The sequence below is a fragment of the Streptomyces sp. NPDC056600 genome, assembly GCF_042792855.1.
Classification (GTDB): Bacteria; Actinomycetota; Actinomycetes; order Streptomycetales; family Streptomycetaceae; genus Streptomyces.
Genome location: NZ_JBHTVQ010000024.1, coordinates 57,212 through 75,405, shown reverse-complemented (window position 1 = coordinate 75,405; position 18,194 = coordinate 57,212). Strand labels below are relative to the sequence as shown.

Here is an 18,194-nt window from a genome sequence, read left to right as displayed (position 1 = left end):
TGGGACCCCACACACGCATCCGGCCCCGGGACCATGGGCATGGTCCCGGGGCCGCATGCTCGGTGCGTCTCAGCGCCCGATGAGATGCTGCTGGTCCTGCGGCCGCAGGCGCAGGCTGTGCTGGCCGCCGTCCACGGCGAGCATCATGCCGACGGAGGCGCTCGACAGCGGGCTCGCCAGATAGGCGATGGCGCCGGCCACCTCGTCAGCCGTCACCAGGCGGCCCGGTGCGAGGAACTTGAGCAGCGACTCCCGGGCGGCCTCCGGGTCCTGCGTCCCCTGCAGCTGGTTCTCCACCCACGGGGTGTCCGCCGTGCCGGGCGCGACACAGTTGACGCGGATTCCCTCGCGGGCGTGGTCGGCCGCCATGGCCAGGGTCAGCGAGTACACGGCGCCCTTGCTGGCCGAGTACAGCGTGCGCGTCTGGTGTCCGGCCCAGGCCACGATCGAGCACGTGTTGACGATCGACGCGGCGGGCGAGCGGCGCAGATGGGGCAGGGCGTACCGGGCGACCCGCACCATGCCGACCACGTTGACGTTCAGGACGTTCAGCCACTCCTCGGAGCTGTTCGTGGCGACGTCGCCGACCGCCGGTATGCCGGCGTTGTTCACGACGATGTCGAGGCGGCCGAACCGCTCGACCACGGCCTCCACCGCCGCCTCGACCTGCGCGTCGTCGCCCACGTCGGCCTGGACGCCGAAGACGTCGTCCGGCAGGCCCTCGGTCTTGAGATCGAGGACGGCGACCTTCGCGCCCCTGCTGGTCAGCAGCTTCGCCGTGGCCAGACCGATTCCCTGGGCGCCACCCGTAACGATCGCCACGAGTCCTTCGAAGTCACTCAATGGTTCTCTCCTGTCATATGCCGAGCTATCAGGAACGAACGGTGGCCGCCACGTCGTCCGGGAGGCGCGGCCGCGGACGGAAACCGTGCACAGGCGGCCCGAGGAGGCCGGCCGGGGTCCACGGCGCTCCGGGACCTCGGTGCCGGTCCTCGTGCGGGCGCGTCCCGCGGCAGCACCGGAGAAGGACGTTACGACCCCACCCGTCCGGCCGCGTCCGCGGCAAGTGCAGGGAGGGGACACGTCGCGCTGACCCTTCCCCAAGCGGCTCATCACCTCGGTTACCCGGTGCCGTCCGGGGCTGTGCCACTCTCGATTCCGGTTCGGATTTTCTTGATGCAGTCCTGGGAGCTGAGGGATTTTTCATGCCGCTTGATCCGCTCTACGCGGGAATCAGGGACTACCGGGTCACCACCGGATTCACGCCGCTTTACACCATGTCGGTGGACCGGGCCCGGGTAGCGGATCGGGAGACCGAAGCCGAGATCTGGGACTGGGTGAAAGAACCCGAAGAGGTATTCGACTTCGACATCGACGGTCCGGCGGGTCCGCTGACGCTGCGGGCGTACCGCCCTTCGCGGGAGAGTGACGATCCGCTTCCCGTGGTGGTGTATTTCTTCGGTGGCGGCTGGGTCGTCGGCTCCCTGGACACGTGCGAGGCGATCTGCCGCGCGGTGGCCAGCCTGACCCCCTGTCTGGTCGTCTCCGTCGGCTACCGGCTCGCCCCCGAGCACCCGTTCCCGGCCGCCATCGACGACTGCTACGCCGCCGTGCGGTGGGTGGGGGAGCACGCGTCCGAACTCGGCGCCGACCCCGCCCGCATAGCCGTCGCCGGAGACAGCTCGGGCGGCAACCTCGCCGCGGTCATGGCCCTGATGGCCCGGGACAAGGGAGGGCCGACGCTCTCCGCCCAGGTGCTCGTCTATCCGCCCACGCGCAACGACGCCACGACGCGGTCCATGAACGACCACGTCGATCCGATGTTCTTCAACGCGAAATCGTCGGCCTGGTTCTGGGAGCACTATCTCGCCGATCCCGCCGACGGTGAATCGCCCTATGCCTCCCCGGCCAAGGCGGCCGACCACAGCGGACTTCCGCCGGCTCTGCTGCTGACGGCCGAGTACTGCCCGCTGTACGACGAGGGCGAGGAATACGCGGAATTGCTCTCACGCGCGGACGTCCCGGTGGAGTTCCACCCGCACAAGGATCTTCCGCACGGCTTCCTCCAGCTTTCGGCCGTGCTGGAGACGTCCAGGAACGCGATGCGTCTGATGGCCGACTTCCTGCGCAGGCGGCTGGGCTGACATGGAAATGACCGAAGTCCGCCGCGTGGTGCTGCGCTCGCCCAGGTACGTGCTCGGCGAGATCGAGACAGATCATTCCGAGATCGAGGGATTCGCCGCATTCGCCGAGGAGCGGGGGATGGTTCCCGATCCCGCGATGTGGGGCTGGGGCACCGTGCGCCGTACGGAACTCGACACGGCCACGCTCGCCGTACGGGCCGGCCGGCAGACCCTCGACGCGGCGGGTGTCGCACCGGACGAGATCGACGCGCTCGTGCTGTGTTCCAACACGTTCCCCAGCGAGGTCGGGGAGCACGGCGACCTGATCGCGACGGTCCTGCGCGGCCTCGGACTCAGCGACGTCCCGGTCACCGGGATCACCCTGAACCGGTGCGCGTCCCTGCTCACCGGTCTGCAGACGGCCGCCACGATGGTCGCCGCGGGCAGGCACCGGACCGTGCTGGTGATCACCACCGACGCGGTGCCCGACGAGTCGGCGCGGCTGGCCGACTTCGCCCTGTTCAGCGACGGCGCCGCCGCCTGCCTGATCTCGCAACGGGTGGACGGCGCTCCCGAGTCCTACGAGTGGGTCGCCGACGCGCACGCCCAGGACCCGCCCTCCATGGTCCAGGGCACCCAGATCAGCGCCGACCTGGCCGAGGCGGCCAACCAGCGGCTGTTCGACGGGACCGGCGTCCGCGTCGAGGACATCGACGGCCTGCTGCACAACAACACCTTTCTGCCGGTCGTGATGATGAAGGAGGTCCAGGCCGGGTTCGGCCTGTCGCAGCTGGAGACCTCGAACATCACCAGGGTCGGGCACTGCTTCGCCGCGGATCCGCTGATCAACCTCGTCGACCGGCAGTCGGCCGGCGGCGTCCGCCCGGACGGGCTCTACCTGCTGGCGTCGAGTGTGTCGGGGCTGCGGATGTGCGTCCTGCTGAGGGCCCTGTGAACGGCCCCGGCCTCCAGTCACCCAACGAAGGAGTCACCCAAGTGCAGAAGAACGCCGGCGCCGAGGCCACCACCGCGTCATGGCTGCAGGCCACCGTCCGGGAGGTGCTGCAGCTGGCCGAGTCCGAGGAGGTCGCCTCGCGGACACTGCGCGAGCTCGCCGCGACCTCGCTGCAGACGGTCGGCGTGCAGTACCGCATCCTGCGGGAGCGCTCGATCCAGGTGGAGATGAACGAGCTGATCGGCGACGCCACCGTCGCGGAGCTCGCCGCGCTGATCGACGGACGACGGCAGCGCGTCGCGTAACCCACCGGGCCCGTGGTGTGCGCCGTACCGCTCGTCCACGAGACGCGCCGTCCACGCGCATGCCACTGATCCCATCCCGACCGAGGCGTAGGAACGGAATATGACGAGTTCACTGGCCGTGGCAATCATTGGTGCCGGTCCACGTGGCACCTCTCTTCTGGAACGTCTCGTCGCCAACGCCGCCGAGTGTGCGCCGGACCGGACGCTCGACGTCCACGTCATTGACCCTCACCCACCAGGGGGCGGCCGCATCTGGCGGTCCCGGCAGTCACCGCTTCTGTGGATGAACACCACCGCCGGCAGTTGCACCATGTTCACGGACGAGACCGTCGCATGCGAAGGCCCGGTCGTCCCCGGCCCCACGCTCAGCGAATGGGCCCGGGAACTGGCCGCAGGCCGCCTGTCGTCGCCCGCGGGATTCCGGCACGACCCCTCCACGGTGGCCGAGGCGGGGAGGATGCACGACGGCTGGTTCACCACGCGCCGGACGCAGAGCGACTACCTGTCGTGGGTGTTCCGGAAGCTGACGGAGAACGGCTCGCCCCAGGTGCGGGTCCGTTCACACGTGGGCCGGGCCGTCGACGTGCACGACCTCCCCCTCGGCCGGCAACGCGTCGTCATGGCGGACGGCCTTCCCCCGCTGGACGTCGACGTCGTGCTGTTCGCCCAGGGCAACGTCGATGTCCGGCCGGACGCGGAGGAGGTGCGCCTGGCGGAGTACGCGGCCGCCCACGACCTGTGCCATCTGCCCTCGGGATCGACCGCCGACCATGGGCTCGACCGGATACCCGCCGGCGAACCGGTGATCGTGCGAGGGCTCGGACTGTGTTTCATCGACACGGTTGTCCTGCTGACCTCGGAACGCGGCGGCACATTCCACCGTGACGACTCCGGGGAGCTGCGTTACCGGCCGTCCGGTGAGGAACCCGTCATCTTCGCCGGGTCGCGGCGCGGCGTCCCGTACTGGTCGAAGACGCACTACAGCCTGGCCGAATCACCCCCGGAGTCGTTCGGTCACCTCGACGCCGCGGCCGTGGCCGCCCTCGGCGACCGCCCGCTCGACTTCGCCGCGGACATCTGGCCGCTGATCGTCCGCGAAGTCACCCACGCCGGTTATCGCGAGCTTGCCGTATCGCACCAGGAGCTCCTCGGGACGGACGCCCGTGAGTTCCTTCACCGCCTCGACACCCTTGACTGGGACGGACCGGAACTCCAGGAGCTGGTCGATCAGGCAGTGCGGTTCGACGGGGACCGGATCGACCTGGAGGAAACAGCCCGTCCGCTGGCCGGACGCCGCTTCTCCGACCTGGACGCCCTGCAGAACTGGATGGCCGATTACCTCGACGCAGGGGTGCGACGCGGACGGGATCCCCGGCACAGTGCGGACCTGGCGATGGTGCACGGCCTGTTCTCCGTCTTCTCCAGGCTGGTCGAGCTCGTCGACGAGAAGAGGATCGCTCCCACCTCGTGGGAGCGGGACCTGCCGGCCTTCCTCGATCTGTGTCGATTCCTCACCAGCGGACCGCCCGGACCGCGGCTGGAGGAACTGCTCGCCCTGACCCGTGCGGGCGTCGTCCGATTCCTTGGTTCGGAGATGACGGTGACCACCCAGGACGGGCTCTTCCACGCGCGGTCGCGCAATGTCGACGGATCGGTCACCGCCCGGTCCCTCATCGAGGCCCGGCTCCCTGAGCGCACCATGCTCCGCGTGAGTGACCCCTTGCTGAGCAAGCTCATCCGGCGCGGGGAGATCGGAGAAGAGACCCCGTCCGGCCCCGACGGCGGTGACCGGTATCCCACGGGTGTCATCGATACCGTGGGTCTCATCGCCACCGATGCCCTCAATCGCCTGAAGCGTGCCGACGGGACCACCCACGAAGGCCGGTTCGGGGTCGGAGCGCTGTTTTCGGGAAGTGTGGCATCCGGCCGGTTCCCGTCCCCGAAGAGCAATGACGAATTCTTCCGGCAGAACGACATGATCGCTCGTGCCGCGCTCCATGAACTGTGCCGACGTGAAACCGGTCGGCGTAAGCGAAGCGTCCAGGCGCAGCGCGAAGAGGTAAGCGTCGCGCTTCCTCGCACATGAATCTGCCGCGGATACGCGGGGTGCCGGAGCGGACGTACCGTCTTGATGCTCGATACGTCCGTGCGAAGCGCTGTCGCGAGCCGACCAGGATATCCCGGATGCGAGAAAGCCGGATTCGGCTGCCGAACGCCACGGCTCTTGATCGTCGATTTCCCGAGGCCGATCGCTGTTGTGAAGGAGTCACACGTGGTGGTGCAGTCCGAGATTCATGTGCCCGGCGGCGATACCGCGATCATGTCGGCCTCGCCCTTCTCCCTCCTTGAGGACCGTTCCTCCTACGCCGCCGCTGTCGACGCGTTCCTCGCGGACACGGCCCGGTCGAAGGTTCCGGTCTGGACCGATGGGCGAGTCGATCTCGCGGCCTCCGCCGCGTGCGCGGCGAGCGTGTACGAAGAGGCCCGCCGACCGGCCGCCTGCTCGTACGGCGTCATGCTGGAGCCCGAAGCCCTGCCTGCCGGTCTGGTCACGCTCATCGGTCCGCTCGCCGGCCAGTGGCTCGACAAGCAGGAGGTCGGAGCCGGTCTGCTCGACTCGCTCTTCCCGCAGGAGCCACGGAATGAGGACGGGCGGCGGGAGGCAGGTGAGGACGCCGGCCGCCGCGAGCTGCACTCCCTGCTGATCGCCGGTCTGTACGAACACCTCACGGTGGACACCATCTGGCCCCTGCTGCGCGCCGCCGAACGCCGGCCCGATGTGCGTCTGCGGATCCTGACCGGCCGGGATGCGGCTTCCCTGGCCTGGTTCACGGCCAAGCAGTACGTCCGCAGGGCCCCGGACGTACAGGAACTCGGCATGTTCACCGCCGTCGACCGCGGGCTGTCGCGCAGCGGCATCCACCTGCTCGACGCACGGGGCATGGAGACGGCGGACGTCAGGTCCGAGATCCTCGGCACCCGCTGGAGCCGCCTCCTTCTCCAGGGGCACGGCAAGGACGACTCCCTCAATCTCGCCGACTACACCATCTGCGGCCTGAATGCGCTCGTTCCCCGCAAGGAGGACGTCATCGGCCCGATCTGCGCCTACTCGGACGAGCCCACCTGCTACCGCCCCCTGGACAAGCTGATCCAGCTGCGCGACATCCGCGCGGCCGAAGTCGTGCTGAGTTCCTGCAACAACGGCCCTTTCACCGACGCGGCCGTCTACGACCCCAAGTACCAGCTGATGCTCAATGCGATCGACGGTACCGCCAGGGACGTCGTGGCCGCGATCACGGCACACGACGCCGGGCGGGCGGAGAACCTTTCCTGGATGGAGACGGTGCTCGCGCACGGTTCGTCCGCCGCGGCCTTCAACTCGAGCATCGGCACCGCGGGCCCCTCTCCCGCGTACGTCCACTTCGGCATGGGGGACGACGAAGAGGCCGCCGTGCCGGAGCTGCCCTCACTGACGCCCGAACCACTGCTGCTGACCACCTCCGCCCGCGTCACCGCCTATCTGGCGGGCGGGCTCCTGCGGCTCAACAACCCCCTGCGACCCGGCCTCGAGAACCTGGCCACCAGGATCGACAGCCAGGTCGCCAGGGAGTCCCAGGCGATGCACGACCGGGCCGGCACGACCCGCGACCTCCTCGACGACCTGGAGTCGCTGGACCTCGCCGTCATCGAGCAGTTCGTGAGCAACCCGGAGAACGAACTCAGCAGCTCCTTCACCCACTTCGGGGAGCGCAGCCGCCTGGACCCTTCGTCGCTCGCGAGCGTGCGCTGTCAGTGCGGGCGCCCTGCCGAGCGCTTCGTCCGGCGCGCCCTGGTACCCACCGCGCTCGACACCGAAGGCGTCATCTGCACGCGGTGCAGCGACGTCGCCTTCCGGCTGCCCGGTGGACCCTCGCTGCTGATCCACGCCGAGGAGGATCTGGTCCAGGGCAGCGACCAGCAGGTGCGGGTGGAGGTGCGCGACGCCCGTCCGGGCACCGTCCACCTCGGCCTCTTCGTCGCCAAGTACGGGCGTGAGTACTGCACGGTCACGCCGGCCATGCAGAAGGTCGACATCGGGCCGCGGGGAACCGGGGAGGCCGAGTTCACCCTGACCGTGGTCCCCTACGCGGCCCCCATGGCCTATTACCTGACGGCATACGCCGTCCAGGACCTCGCCGTGACGATGGCTCGCCACCCCTACGGCGTCTTCCCCGCGCCCGAAGGAAGCGGGTGACCCCTGGTTCCTCCTGAGCACGACGGCCGCGTCGCATCTGCGGCACTCACCGTAGGCAATCCTCCTGAAGTGTGGGAAACCATGGCTCACTACCCTTCCTCCGACACCACGATCCCCGGCGAACCCGACACCACGGTCCAGGACGAACCCGACAACGCGCTCTCTGTCGAACCCGCGACCACGATCTCCGACTCCGGCGAACCCGGGACCTCCTCGGCAGCCCCATCCGTGGAGAACCGACTCCTCGCCGCCGCGCGGAGCAGAACCATGCGCGCCCCGCTGATCTGGAGCATCGTCGGGCGATTTCCCTTCTACCTGGTCGGCCTCGCCCTGGTGGTCTTCACCACCTCGAAGGATGCCGGTTACCTCTCGGCCGGTCTGTTCCTGGGCGCGTACAGCCTGGGCACCGCGCTGTTCGCGCCGCTCGTCGCCCGCCGTGTCGACAGGTACGGGCAGACCAGTGTGCTGCTCGTCACCGGTGTCGTGTACCCGCTGTCGCTGATCGGCTTCGTCGCCCTCGAGTCCGGTTCGCTGGTCCCGCAGTTGCTGTGCGTGGCCCTCGCGGGCGCCACGGTTCCGCCGATCACCGGCTGCATCCGCACCCTGTGGCGCTCCACGGGCCCGCTGGAGCCGGCGGGCATCTCCCTGGAGACGGTGCTGTTCAACGTCTTCCTGATCGGCGGGCCGCTGCTGCTCAGCGTCATGCTGCTCCTGGGCAGCCCGGGAGCGGCCGTCGTCGTGGGCGGCCTGCTCGCCGCCGCGGGTTCCATCGGGTTCGCGACGACCCGGGCTTCGCGAACCCAGCCCGCCACCCCGAGCGAGCGCGACCCTCTCGGCGCTCTCCGCTCGGGGGGCCTGCTCCTGGTGCTGGCCCTGATCGCCTGCACCGCCATCAGGACGGGGATCTACAACGTCGCGCTGCCCGCCTTCGCCGACGATCACGGCTCGGCCGGAAGCGTCGGCCTGTTCTACGCGGCGTGGGGCGTCGGCGGGATTCTCGGCGGACTCTGGTACGGGAGCCGCAACCGGCGCTGGTCCCTCAAGCTCGCCGTCAGGGTGGGCCTGCTGGTCGTCAGTGCGGGCGCCGCCCTGCCCGTGCTCGTCTGGGGCAACTGGTCGATGGGTCTGGCCCTGGTCGTCCTCGGCTCGTTCGAGGCGCCCATGACGGTGATCCTGTACGAGATCATTTCCCGGACCGCACGCGAGAGCCACATCACCGAGGCGTTCACCTGGTCCTCCACGATCAGTCTCGGCGGCTCCGCGCTCGGCGCGCAGATCGGCGGGCTGCTCATCACCTCAGCCGGCCCCCGGACGGCCTTCCTCTGCGCGTGCGCCGTCCTGATGGGCGCCGTCGTCATCGCCCATACGACCCGCCACCGGCTCGCGAAGGCCTTCTGACCCCGGGCCCGTCCAACGGCTCCTGCCGGGCCCGCCTCCTCACTTGGCGTCCGCGTAGCACTCCACCACCGCCGTGGTGAACGGGAAACGGACCGGGGTGTCGCCGAAGGTGAGGCGGGCGGCCTCGTCTGAGCTCTCGCGGACGGCCGCCGTGACCTGCTCCGCCTCCTCGGCGGGGCAGTGCACGATCACCTCGTCGTGCTGGAAGAACACCAGTTCGGCGGCCAGCCCCCGCAGGCGACGGCGCAGGGCGGCCAGCAGCAGGAACGTCCAGTCGGCGGCACTGCCCTGGACCACGAAGTTGCGGGCGAACCGGCCGCGGGCGCGGGTCGTCGCCGTGGAGCGGCCGGGCTCGTCGTCGTCCTCCGTCGCGAGCGGGATGCCGGCCTCCTCCGCGTCCTCCTGCCCGCCCACGGGCGGGCAGGTCCGGCCGAGCCAGGTGCGCACCAGACGCCCTTCCTCGCCGGCGCGGGCGGCCTCGTCGACGTGGGCGACCGCGCGGGGGAACCGGCGCCGCAGGTCGGCCAGGTTCTTCAGGCCGTCGCCGGACGTCTGGCCGTAGATGGCGCCCAGGACGGCGATCTTGGCGCGGTCCCGGTCGCCGGCGAAGGCCCGCTCGGAGACCGCCTGGTAGAGGTCGCTCTCGCGCCCCGCGACCTTCATGAAGGCCGGGTCGCGGGAGATCGCGGCCAGGACCCGCGGCTCCATCTGGTCGGCGTCGGCGACCACCAGCCGCCAGCCGGGATCGGCGATCACGGCCCGCCGGATGACCTTGGGGATCTGCAGCGCGCCACCGCCGTGGGTGACCCAGCGGCCGGTCACCGTGCCCGCGGGCAGGAACTCCGGGCGGAACCTGCCGTCGTGCACCCAGTCCTGGAGCCAGGACCAGCCGTGGGCCACCCAGATCCGGTACAGCCGCTTGTACTCCAGCAGCGGCGGTACGGCGGGGTGGTCGAGTTCGGCGAGCTCCCAGCGGCGGGTGGAGCGAACCCGGACGCCGGCCTGGGCGAACGCCTTCACCACGTCGGCCGGAAGGTCGGGCCGCACCCGGCGGCCGAACGCCGAGGAGACCTCGTCGGCCAGTTCGGCCAGTCGCCGTGGCTCGCCGGCGCCCGGATAGCGCTCGCCGAGCAGGTCCCGGAGCACCTCCCGGTGCACGTCCGCCCGCCAGGGCAGGCCGGTGCGGTTCATCTCGGCGGCCACCAGGGTGCCGGCGGACTCCGCGGCCAGCAGCAGGGCCATCCGGTCCGGGTGGGCGGTGGCGGTCAGCCGGCGCCGCTGCTCCGCGTAGACGGCGAGCAGGTCGGCGAGCGGCACGTCCACGGCCGCGGCGGTCTCGAACAACGGGTCCTGGGCCGAGGGGTCCGCGCTCCGCGCGGGCGGGTCGGGCGGCACGGGGCCGCCGCGCAGCCGGCCCAGCGCGGCCGCCGCGTTCCGCGGCTCGCCGCTCCTGCCCTCGTGCCCGAGGAGGAGGGTCTCGGCGTCCTCCACGTCGTGGCAGCGCTCCACCCTCACCCCGGCGGACAGCAGGCGCGGGTAGACCTCGGCGGTCGAGCGCCACACCCAGCGGGTGACCTCCGGCCGCGACCGCACGGCCTCGGCGAGATCGGGTTCGCGGCGCACCGGGCCGCAGGGCAGGTCGTCGGGGCCGAGGGGGACGACATCGGCGCCGCCGCCCTCGACGGGTGCGAGAGCCCACCTGCCGGTCATGCGGTCGAGTCTGCCAGGCGGGTGCGACAACGCCGCGCGTTGTCCACAGCCTGTGGACAACTTTCCCGCACCCCCGGTTCCCGTGTCAGGATCACCGGGTGAGCACCACCGAGCCCGGCACCGTCGAGCGTGCCTTCGCCGCCGCCCTCTACGCCGACACCGACACGGCCCTCGACGCGGGCGCGTCCCTGCTGGCCGCCGACCCGCAGGCGGACGCCGAGCTGTCCCGCCGGGGGCGGGAGCTGACGGCCGCCCTCTGGAGGCGGGGCTGGCAGCCCGCGGACGTGGTCCGGATGGTCCGGCGCGATCTGGAGGAGGCCCACGTCCAGCTGGTCTCCGACCTGATTCTCGCCGAGGCCGGCTCCCGGGCGGGGGCGCAGGCGAGGGGGCGTCGCTGGGCGGCCCAGCTCGCCGAGCTGACGCCCGCGCCGCCCCACCGGGAAGACCGCTTCACCCGGGCCACGGTTGTACTCGAGCTCTATCGACTTCTGCTGGGGCTGCCCGCCCTGGAGCCGGTCGTGGAGCCCAGGCCGCGACCGGCCGTGGGGGAGGCGGGGCCGGTCGAGCCGGCCTCCCGGATGCTGGGCCGAATCCGGGCGCTGCTGGCCAAGGCCGAGGCGACCGGCTACCCGGAGGAGGCCGAGGCGCTGACCGCCAAGGCGCAGGAGCTCATGGCCCGGCACAGCATCGACGAGGCGCTGCTCGCCCCGGACGGCCCGCCGGGCGCCGACGGGCCGGCCCCCGGCGGGCCCGGGGCGTGCCGGATCGGGGTGGAGCCTCCGTACGAACAGGCCAAGGCGGTGCTGCTGGACGCCGTGGCGCGGGCCAACAACTGTCAGGCGGTGTGGAACGAGGCGTTCTGCTTCAGCACGGTGGTCGGCCACGAGGCGGACCTGGAGGTGGTCGAGCTGCTGTACACCTCCCTCCTGGTGCAGGCGACCGGCGCGATGACCAAGGCGGAGGCCGCGCTGCGCAAGGGGGGCGGCAAGGGCGGCGGCCGACGGCGGACCAAGACCTTCCGGCAGTCCTTCCTGGCCGCGTACGCCCATCGGATGGGGGCCCGGCTGACCGAGGCCGCGGAGCACGAGATCGCGGAGGCGAAGGCGGAGGCCGGGCAGGCGCTGCTGCCGGTGCTCGCCTCCCGAGAGGCGGCTGTGCGGGACGAGACCGACCGGCTCTTCCCGCACACGAGGACCACCCGGTTGCGCGGGGTCAGCGACGAGGAGGGGTGGATACAGGGCCGGGACGCGGCCGACCGGGCCCGGATGGGCGGTCGTCCCGGCCTCCCCGCCCGCGGCGACCGTGGATGAGTCCCGTACCGTGCGCGCGGAACCACCGCACCGTCGGAGGAAGTCCTCTGAATGCGGGGAGGGTTACCGGGCAGACGAGCAGAAAACGGGGAGAGACGGCAGGGGTGCTCGGCTCCGTCGCCCGCCCGCTGTAACCGCGGGAACACCCCGCGTGCACGTGCATCTGCACCATGCATTCGCCAGTGCATCCGCACCTGCGTATGCACATGAACGTGGCTATGATCCAAAGCAGTTGACCACGCACCGCGGCCCCACGGCCGGTGCATCACCGGGGAGCTACCTGTGGATCACGACGTGTACGACGGGTACGACCTTGACGAGGCGTCAGGATGTCCGTCGCGTCCGGCCGTTCCGGGCCTGACGCGGGTGCACAACGGCATGGCGGCCACCCGTCTCGAGGGTGTCGCGTGGCAGAAGAGCCGGCACAGCAACTCGCAGGGCTCGTGCGTGGAATTCGCGCGCCTGCCCGGTGGTGAGGTGGCCGTCCGCAACTCCCGCTTCCCGGACGGGCCCGCGCTCGTCTACACGCGCGCCGAGATCGAGGCGATGCTCCTCGGGATCAAGGACGGCGAGTTCGACCACCTGATAGTCGGCTGAGTCCACCGACGCGGCTCTGTCGTCGTCGGCTTCTCCGTCGACGGCCTTCTCGGCCGACGACCCCTCTCGGTCGACGGCCTTCTCAGCCGGCCGAGGGCAGCCGGAAGAGCGCCCAGACGACCTTGCCGTCCAGGGCGCCGGTGACCGGGTGCCACCCCCACCCGTCGCTGAAGGACTCGACGAGGAAGAGTCCGCGCCCGGACTCCGCGTCGCAGTCGTCGTCGACGTCCGGGTCGCGGGGGTCGGGGGACTCGCGGCTGGGGTCGCGTACCGCGCACACCAGTCGCTCGGACCAGCGCATCAGGTGCAGCCGTACCGGAGGGTCCTGCTCGGGGTCGCGCGCGGTGTCGGCGGGCAGGGCGTGACGGAGGGCGTTGGTGACGAGTTCGGACACGACCAGACAGACGTCGTCGAAGCGATCCCCTATGTCCCACTGGCCGAGAGTGCCGCGGGTGAACCGGCGGGCTTCGCGTACCGCGTCGTAGCGGGCGGGCAGGGCGCAGGTCGCGGCGTTGGAGACGGTCGCGGGGTCCATCGGCGGCAGGCCCTGCCGTAGCGGCTCGAGCATGGTCGATCCATTCGTCCCCATGCGAGGCACTCCCGGGATTCGCGGTCGCGGCGATATGGCGGTGGTGCGACGCCCATGGTTTCGGATGAGACCAGCAGATGCAAGGGCAGATGCACGTGCACGCGTCTGAAATACGCTGCGCCGTACCGTTTCTTGGTCATTTTTTCCGCCATCCGCCCGTCGGTTTCCGGTCGCGAGGAGCGTGCCGGAGGGTTCAGTTTCAGCCGCCGGACGGGCAGGATCCCGCCTGGAGGGGTTCCACACCGGCCACCGAGTTCGTCTTTCCGTAACCGGATGAGTACAGCTCGGAGTGATTTGGTGGCAGACTTTGCCAGGGGCACGGCCGGGGAGGGTGGCTGACATGAGCGCGGGAGAGTCGGGATCGGTGGTGCGGAGGATGCTGCTCGGAGCGCATCTGAGGCGGCTTCGGGAGGCTCGCGGGATCACGCGGGAGGCGGCCGGCTACTCGATCCGGGCGTCCGAATCGAAGATCAGCCGTATGGAGTTGGGGCGGGTGAGCTTCAAGGCCCGTGACGTGGAAGACCTGTTGACGCTGTACGGGGTCGACGACGAGGCGGAACGGGGGGCGCTGCTCTCGCTGGTCAAGGAGGCCAACACCGCCGGGTGGTGGCACAGCTACACCGACGTCCTGCCGCACTGGTTCCCCACCTATGTGGGGCTGGAGGGCGCCGCTTCGGTGATCCGCGGCTACGAGGTGCAGTTCGTCCACGGTCTGCTGCAGACCGAGGACTACGCCCACGCCGTCGTCTCGCGGGGCCTGGCCCATTCGCCGGCCGAGGTGGACCGCCGGGTGGCCCTGCGGCTGGAGCGCCAGAAGTACCTGGTGTCCGAGCACGCCCCGCAGTTCCACATAGTCCTGGACGAGGCGGCGCTGCGGAGGCCCTACGGTGGCCGGGACGTGATGCGCGGCCAGTTGCAGCACCTCATCGAGGTGTCCGAGTGGCCCAACGTGCGGCTCCAGGTCATGCCCTTCGGGTTCGGCGGGCACGCCGGCGAGAGCGGCGCCTTCACCATCCTGAGCTTCCCCGAGTCCGACCTCTCCGACGTGGTCTACCTGGAGCAGCTGACCAGCGCCCTCTACCTGGACAAGCGCGAGGACGTCGTCCAGTACGAGCGGGCGATGCGGGAACTCCTCGGGGACAGTCCCGGTCCGGAGGAGAGCCGGGACATCCTGCGGGGGCTCCTCCAGCTGTCCTGAGGGCGCGCGAGGGGCGGTGGCGACCGGAACCGTCCGAGGGGGCAGGGTGAGGGTGCAGGGCCGGGCGGATGAGCCCGGCCCTTGTGGGCCTTGGTGGAACCCGGGGTACCGGTAGGGCGTTGGTAGCTTTGTGCGGTAGTCCGAAAACCGCGCCGTCTTCCCTCCCCTCACCCCTCAGGAGCCCGGAACCGTGACGACTCTTGCCCTGGGACCGAGCTGGCTGGATCCCGACTACCTGCTGAACACTTTCGGCATCGCGGGTCTGCTGCTCATCGTCTTCGCCGAGTCCGGGCTCTTCTTCGGATTCTTCCTGCCGGGCGACTCACTGCTCTTCACGACCGGCATGCTGATCACCTCCGGCACGCTCGACTTCCCCCTCTGGGGCGCCATCGCGCTGATCTGTCTCGCCGCGATCCTGGGCGACCAGGTGGGCTACATGTTCGGCAAGAAGGTCGGTCCTTCGCTCTTCAGCCGGCCGGACTCCCGCTTCTTCAAGCAGGAGAACGTCGTCAAGGCCCACGAGTTCTTCGAGAAGTACGGTCCGAAGTCGCTGGTCCTGGCCCGCTTCGTGCCCATCGTGCGCACCTTCACGCCGATCATCGCCGGCGTCAGCGGCATGCGGTACCGCTCCTTCCTGACGTTCAACGTCATCGGCGGCATCCTGTGGGGCGCGGGCGTGACGCTGCTCGGCTCCTGGCTGGGCCGGATCGACTTCGTGGAGAAGAACATCGAGGCGATCCTGATCCTGATCGTCCTGATCTCCGTACTGCCGATCGCCTTCGAGCTGCTCAAGGCGCGCGGGAAGAAGGGCAAGGACGGGCAGGACGGCGACGGTGAGGGCACCGGCACCGACGGGGCGTCGCAGGACGGCCGCTACCCGATGATGGACGACGCGACCCGCCCGCTCCTCCTCCGCCCCGAGCAGAGTGGGCAGCAGCCGCAGCACCACCCGCAGCAGTCCCACCAGCCCCAGCAGCAGTCCCACCAGCAGCCGCACGGTCGGCAGCAGCAGGGCTACGGGCAGCAGGGCTACGGCCAGCAGGGGTACGACCAGCAGGGTTACGGGCAGCAGCAGGGGTACGACCAGCAGGGTTACGGGCAGCAGCAGGGCTACGGGCAGGGCGGCCAGTACGGCGGCCACCAGCAGCACGGCGCCCCGCAGCAGCCGCAGCAGCCGCAGCAGGGGTACGACGGGTTCGGCGGGCAGCAGCCGTACGGATCCCAGCCGCAGCAGCCCTACGACGGTGCGCCCCAGCAGCAGTACGGTCAGGGCGGCCACGGGCAGCAGCCCCAGCAGTCCCACCCGCAGCAGAACCGGCACCCCCACCAGCAGCAGTACGGCGGCGAGCAGCCGCCCCAGCAGCCCTACCCCCCGCAGGGCGGCAACGGCCACCCTCAGCGCCCCCGGCGCTGACCCGCGGCGGCACGACGGCGCCGCGGCGAGGCGGTCCAGGGTCAGAAGCCCCTGGTCCGCTTCGCCGCCTTCCTGCGTTCCGCGGCCTCGCCCGGGAGGCGGAGGAACAGCCGGGAGACCTCCGACCCGAGGTTCACCCCGATGGCGATCGCGATGGCCAGCGCCGCGGCCTGGCTCAGCGAGGCCGCCCCGCGGTCGATGTTGTTCTGCGCGAACCCCAGCAGACCGAAGTAGGTCGACGAACCCGGCAGCAGCGGACCGATCGCCGCCGTGGTGTACGGCAGCGCCGAGGCGAAGCGGTAGCGGGAGAGCAGCTGGCCGAAGAGGCCCACCAGGCCGGCCGCCACGGCCGTGGAGGCGACGGGGGAGAGGTCGCCCGCGTAGTGCATCGCGCCGTACACCACCCAGGCGACGCCGCCGTTCAGCGTCACCAGCAGCACCGTCGACCGCTCCTGCTGCAGCAGCACCGCGAAGGTCAGCGACAGCAGCATGGAGGCGAGGATCTGCACCACCGGGCGCTCCACGATCGCCACCGACGCGTCCGGGTTCAGCTGCGCGCCGAGCTGTACCCCGAAGTACAGGATGATCAGCACTCCGGTGACGATGCCGACGAAGAAGTACATGACCTCCAGCAGACGCGCGGAAGCCGTGATGTAGAAGCCGGTCAGTCCGTCCTGGACACCCGCCACCAGGGCCCGCCCCGGCAGCAGCGCGAACAGCCCACCGGTGATCACCGCGGAGGCCCGCACGTCGGCGTGGGCGAGCGTGAGGGCCACGCCCATCGCGGCCGGGGGCATCGCCGCGACCACGAACTGGTAGAACTCCGGCAGCCCGCGGTCCGCGCAGAGCCAGGCCAGCCGGTCGCCGAGCATGGCGCCGACCGCCGCCGCCAGGAACACCAGCACCCCGCCGCCCACCAGCACGGAGGCCGCGCCGGCCAGCAGTCCCGCGGAGACGGTGAGCACCCAGGTCGGGTAGGGGTGCCGGTTGCGCCGGATCTCGCCGAGCCGGTGGTAGGCCTCCTCCAGGGTGACCGGGCTGTCCTCGTCCGCGTCGCTCAGGTCGTCCACCAGGGCGAAGACCGCGGCCAGCCGGGTGTAGTCGGTGCCGCGGCGGCGCACCGTCCTGGAGGCGGTGACCGGCGGCTCGACCAGCGAAGGCTGGTAGGAGATGGAGACCAGGGTGAAGGTGACGTTGGGCTCCACGCGGTCCAGGCCGTAGGCCCGGCAGACCGCGAACATGGCGCCCTCGACGTCCTCCGAGCCCTCGCCGCCCGCCAGCAGCAGCTCGCCGATACGCAGGGCGAGGTCCATGACGCGCGGTACCGCGGGGCGGGTCTCGTCCTCCCCCCGGTGCACCACGTCGGGCGCCGGGCGGTCCATGACGGGCATCCGGAGCATGGTGCGCATCCGGTCCTGCCAGGGCACGTCCCGGGTCAGCCGGAGGGCGGGGATGCCGGCCGCCGGAGTGAAGGCGGGCGGCAGCGGGTGCTGGCCGGTGGTGGAGGACGGCGGCCGGAACGCGGAACCCTCGGTGCGCTCGGACGGCGGGGGCTCCGGCGGCAGCAGCCCCTGCGGGACGGCGAACTCCGAGGTGGTCGACGACTCGTTGTCGACCGGGGGCGGAGCCGCGACGACTCCCGGCGGAGGGGCGAACGCGCTCCTCGCCTCGTCGCTCTGGGGCTTGCGGTCCTCCGCCTCGGTCACCCTTGCTCCCGGCAGTTCATGATCGGTGTGCCGCGTACCCAGGGTAGGCGGCCCTGAACACGGCAGGGCCGCGCCACCCGTGCGGGATGACGCGGCCCGTGGCGCCCGCCCGGAATCAGGCGGGACGGCGGTCAGTGACCGCCCTGCTCCTTCAGTCGCGCGAAGGAGCGCTCGATCTCGGCCTCGGCCTCGGCGCGGCCGACCCAGTCGGCGCCCTCGACGGACTTGCCGGGCTCGAGGTCCTTGTAGACCTCGAAGAAGTGCTGGATCTCCAGGCGGTCGAACTCCGACACGTTCTGGATGTCGCTCAGGTGCTCCACGCGCGGGTCCGAGGCGGGGACGCACAGCAGCTTGTCGTCGCCGCCGGCCTCGTCCGTCATGCGGAACATGCCGATCGCGCGGCAGCGGATGAGGCAGCCGGGGAAGGTCGGCTCCTCGAGGATGACGAGGGCGTCCAGCGGGTCGCCGTCCTCGCCGAGGGTGTTCTCGACGAACCCGTAGTCGGCCGGGTACATCGTCGAGGTGAAGAGTCGCCGGTCCAGGCGAATACGACCGGTCTCGTGGTCCACCTCGTACTTGTTGCGCGAACCCTTCGGAATCTCGATCGTGACGTCGAACTCCACCGGTGGCTCCTCCATGATCAGCACATAGTTCT

15 protein-coding genes are annotated in these 18,194 nt (G+C 70.8%); 10 read left to right on the top strand and 5 right to left on the bottom strand.

Translation table 11 applies throughout. The features are described from left to right. Positions 1–69: 69 nt before the first annotated feature. The gene (locus ACFRAV_RS14880) at positions 70–843 is read right to left on the bottom strand and encodes an SDR family NAD(P)-dependent oxidoreductase (protein WP_382555267.1); all 774 of its coding nucleotides are present in this window, start codon (positions 841–843) and stop codon (positions 70–72) included. 362 nt (positions 844–1,205) lie between these two features. On the opposite strand from ACFRAV_RS14880, the gene ACFRAV_RS14875 reads away from it, so the two are divergent. The 6 genes from ACFRAV_RS14875 to ACFRAV_RS14850 all read left to right on the top strand — a co-directional run bounded on the left by ACFRAV_RS14875 (position 1,206) and on the right by ACFRAV_RS14850 (position 9,015). Continuing rightward, entirely contained in the window at positions 1,206–2,144 is a 939-nt protein-coding gene (locus ACFRAV_RS14875; protein WP_382555264.1) for an alpha/beta hydrolase, read from the top strand. 1 nt (position 2,145) lies between these two features. Next, positions 2,146–3,078 (top strand): ketoacyl-ACP synthase III family protein, encoded by a 933-nt coding sequence (locus ACFRAV_RS14870; RefSeq protein ID WP_382555261.1) that lies wholly within the window; start codon positions 2,146–2,148, stop codon positions 3,076–3,078. A gap of 41 nt (positions 3,079–3,119) precedes the next feature. Then, entirely contained in the window at positions 3,120–3,383 is a 264-nt protein-coding gene (locus tag ACFRAV_RS14865) for an acyl carrier protein (protein ID WP_382555259.1), read from the top strand. Positions 3,384–3,483: 100 nt separating this feature from the next. Continuing rightward, positions 3,484–5,469, top strand: a complete 1,986-nt coding sequence (locus tag ACFRAV_RS14860; RefSeq protein ID WP_382555257.1) for an FAD/NAD(P)-binding protein — start codon at positions 3,484–3,486, stop codon at positions 5,467–5,469. Between the two features lie 186 nt (positions 5,470–5,655). Continuing rightward, positions 5,656–7,617 carry a hypothetical protein gene (locus ACFRAV_RS14855; protein ID WP_382555255.1) on the top strand — a complete coding sequence of 654 codons (1,962 nt, stop codon included), beginning with the start codon at positions 5,656–5,658 and terminating at the stop codon, positions 7,615–7,617. Between the two features lie 81 nt (positions 7,618–7,698). After that, positions 7,699–9,015, top strand: a complete 1,317-nt coding sequence (locus tag ACFRAV_RS14850; RefSeq protein ID WP_382555253.1) for an MFS transporter — start codon at positions 7,699–7,701, stop codon at positions 9,013–9,015. A gap of 39 nt (positions 9,016–9,054) precedes the next feature. Here ACFRAV_RS14850 and ACFRAV_RS14845 read toward each other — a convergent pair whose 3' ends face one another. Continuing rightward, the gene (locus tag ACFRAV_RS14845) at positions 9,055–10,725 is read right to left on the bottom strand and encodes a bifunctional 3'-5' exonuclease/DNA polymerase (protein WP_382555251.1); all 1,671 of its coding nucleotides are present in this window, start codon (positions 10,723–10,725) and stop codon (positions 9,055–9,057) included. Between the two features lie 98 nt (positions 10,726–10,823). On the opposite strand from ACFRAV_RS14845, the gene ACFRAV_RS14840 reads away from it, so the two are divergent. Beyond that, on the top strand, positions 10,824–12,035 hold the full coding sequence (locus tag ACFRAV_RS14840) for a DUF2786 domain-containing protein (protein ID WP_382555250.1): 1,212 nt from the start codon (positions 10,824–10,826) through the stop codon (positions 12,033–12,035). A gap of 282 nt (positions 12,036–12,317) precedes the next feature. Next, positions 12,318–12,632, top strand: coding sequence for a DUF397 domain-containing protein (locus tag ACFRAV_RS14835; RefSeq protein WP_382555247.1), 315 nt, complete (start codon positions 12,318–12,320; stop codon positions 12,630–12,632). An 82-nt stretch (positions 12,633–12,714) separates the two neighbouring features. Here the strand turns inward: ACFRAV_RS14835 and ACFRAV_RS14830 are convergent, their stop codons facing one another. After that, positions 12,715–13,221 carry an ATP-binding protein gene (locus ACFRAV_RS14830; protein WP_382555245.1) on the bottom strand — a complete coding sequence of 169 codons (507 nt, stop codon included), beginning with the start codon at positions 13,219–13,221 and terminating at the stop codon, positions 12,715–12,717. 340 nt (positions 13,222–13,561) lie between these two features. Between ACFRAV_RS14830 and ACFRAV_RS14825 the strand changes: the two genes are divergently transcribed. Then, positions 13,562–14,419, top strand: coding sequence for a helix-turn-helix transcriptional regulator (locus tag ACFRAV_RS14825; RefSeq protein ID WP_351113587.1), 858 nt, complete (start codon positions 13,562–13,564; stop codon positions 14,417–14,419). A gap of 190 nt (positions 14,420–14,609) precedes the next feature. Further along, positions 14,610–15,833 carry a DedA family protein gene (locus tag ACFRAV_RS14820; protein ID WP_382555243.1) on the top strand — a complete coding sequence of 408 codons (1,224 nt, stop codon included), beginning with the start codon at positions 14,610–14,612 and terminating at the stop codon, positions 15,831–15,833. 41 nt (positions 15,834–15,874) lie between these two features. On the opposite strand, the gene ACFRAV_RS14815 is transcribed toward ACFRAV_RS14820, so the two are convergent. Both ACFRAV_RS14815 and ACFRAV_RS14810 read right to left on the bottom strand, forming a co-directional pair. After that, complete coding sequence (locus tag ACFRAV_RS14815) at positions 15,875–17,539, bottom strand: threonine/serine exporter ThrE family protein (RefSeq protein ID WP_382555241.1); 1,665 nt, start codon at positions 17,537–17,539, stop codon at positions 15,875–15,877. Between the two features lie 131 nt (positions 17,540–17,670). Then, positions 17,671–18,162 (bottom strand): inorganic diphosphatase, encoded by a 492-nt coding sequence (locus ACFRAV_RS14810; protein WP_382555303.1) that lies wholly within the window; start codon positions 18,160–18,162, stop codon positions 17,671–17,673. Positions 18,163–18,194 lie beyond the last annotated feature (32 nt).

Bases quoted from the DNA above. Each gene is read 5' to 3' on its own strand.
- ACFRAV_RS14830 (WP_382555245.1), bottom strand. From the start codon at position 13,221: ATGGGGACGAATGGATCGACCATGCTCGAGCCGCTACGGCAGGGCCTG.
- ACFRAV_RS14825 (WP_351113587.1), top strand. From the start codon at position 13,562: ATGAGCGCGGGAGAGTCGGGATCGGTGGTGCGGAGGATGCTGCTCGGA.
- ACFRAV_RS14870 (WP_382555261.1), top strand. From the start codon at position 2,146: ATGGAAATGACCGAAGTCCGCCGCGTGGTGCTGCGCTCGCCCAGGTAC.
- ACFRAV_RS14860 (WP_382555257.1), top strand. From the start codon at position 3,484: ATGACGAGTTCACTGGCCGTGGCAATCATTGGTGCCGGTCCACGTGGC.
- ACFRAV_RS14875 (WP_382555264.1), top strand. From the start codon at position 1,206: ATGCCGCTTGATCCGCTCTACGCGGGAATCAGGGACTACCGGGTCACC.
- ACFRAV_RS14845 (WP_382555251.1), bottom strand. From the start codon at position 10,725: ATGACCGGCAGGTGGGCTCTCGCACCCGTCGAGGGCGGCGGCGCCGAT.
- ACFRAV_RS14850 (WP_382555253.1), top strand. From the start codon at position 7,699: ATGGCTCACTACCCTTCCTCCGACACCACGATCCCCGGCGAACCCGAC.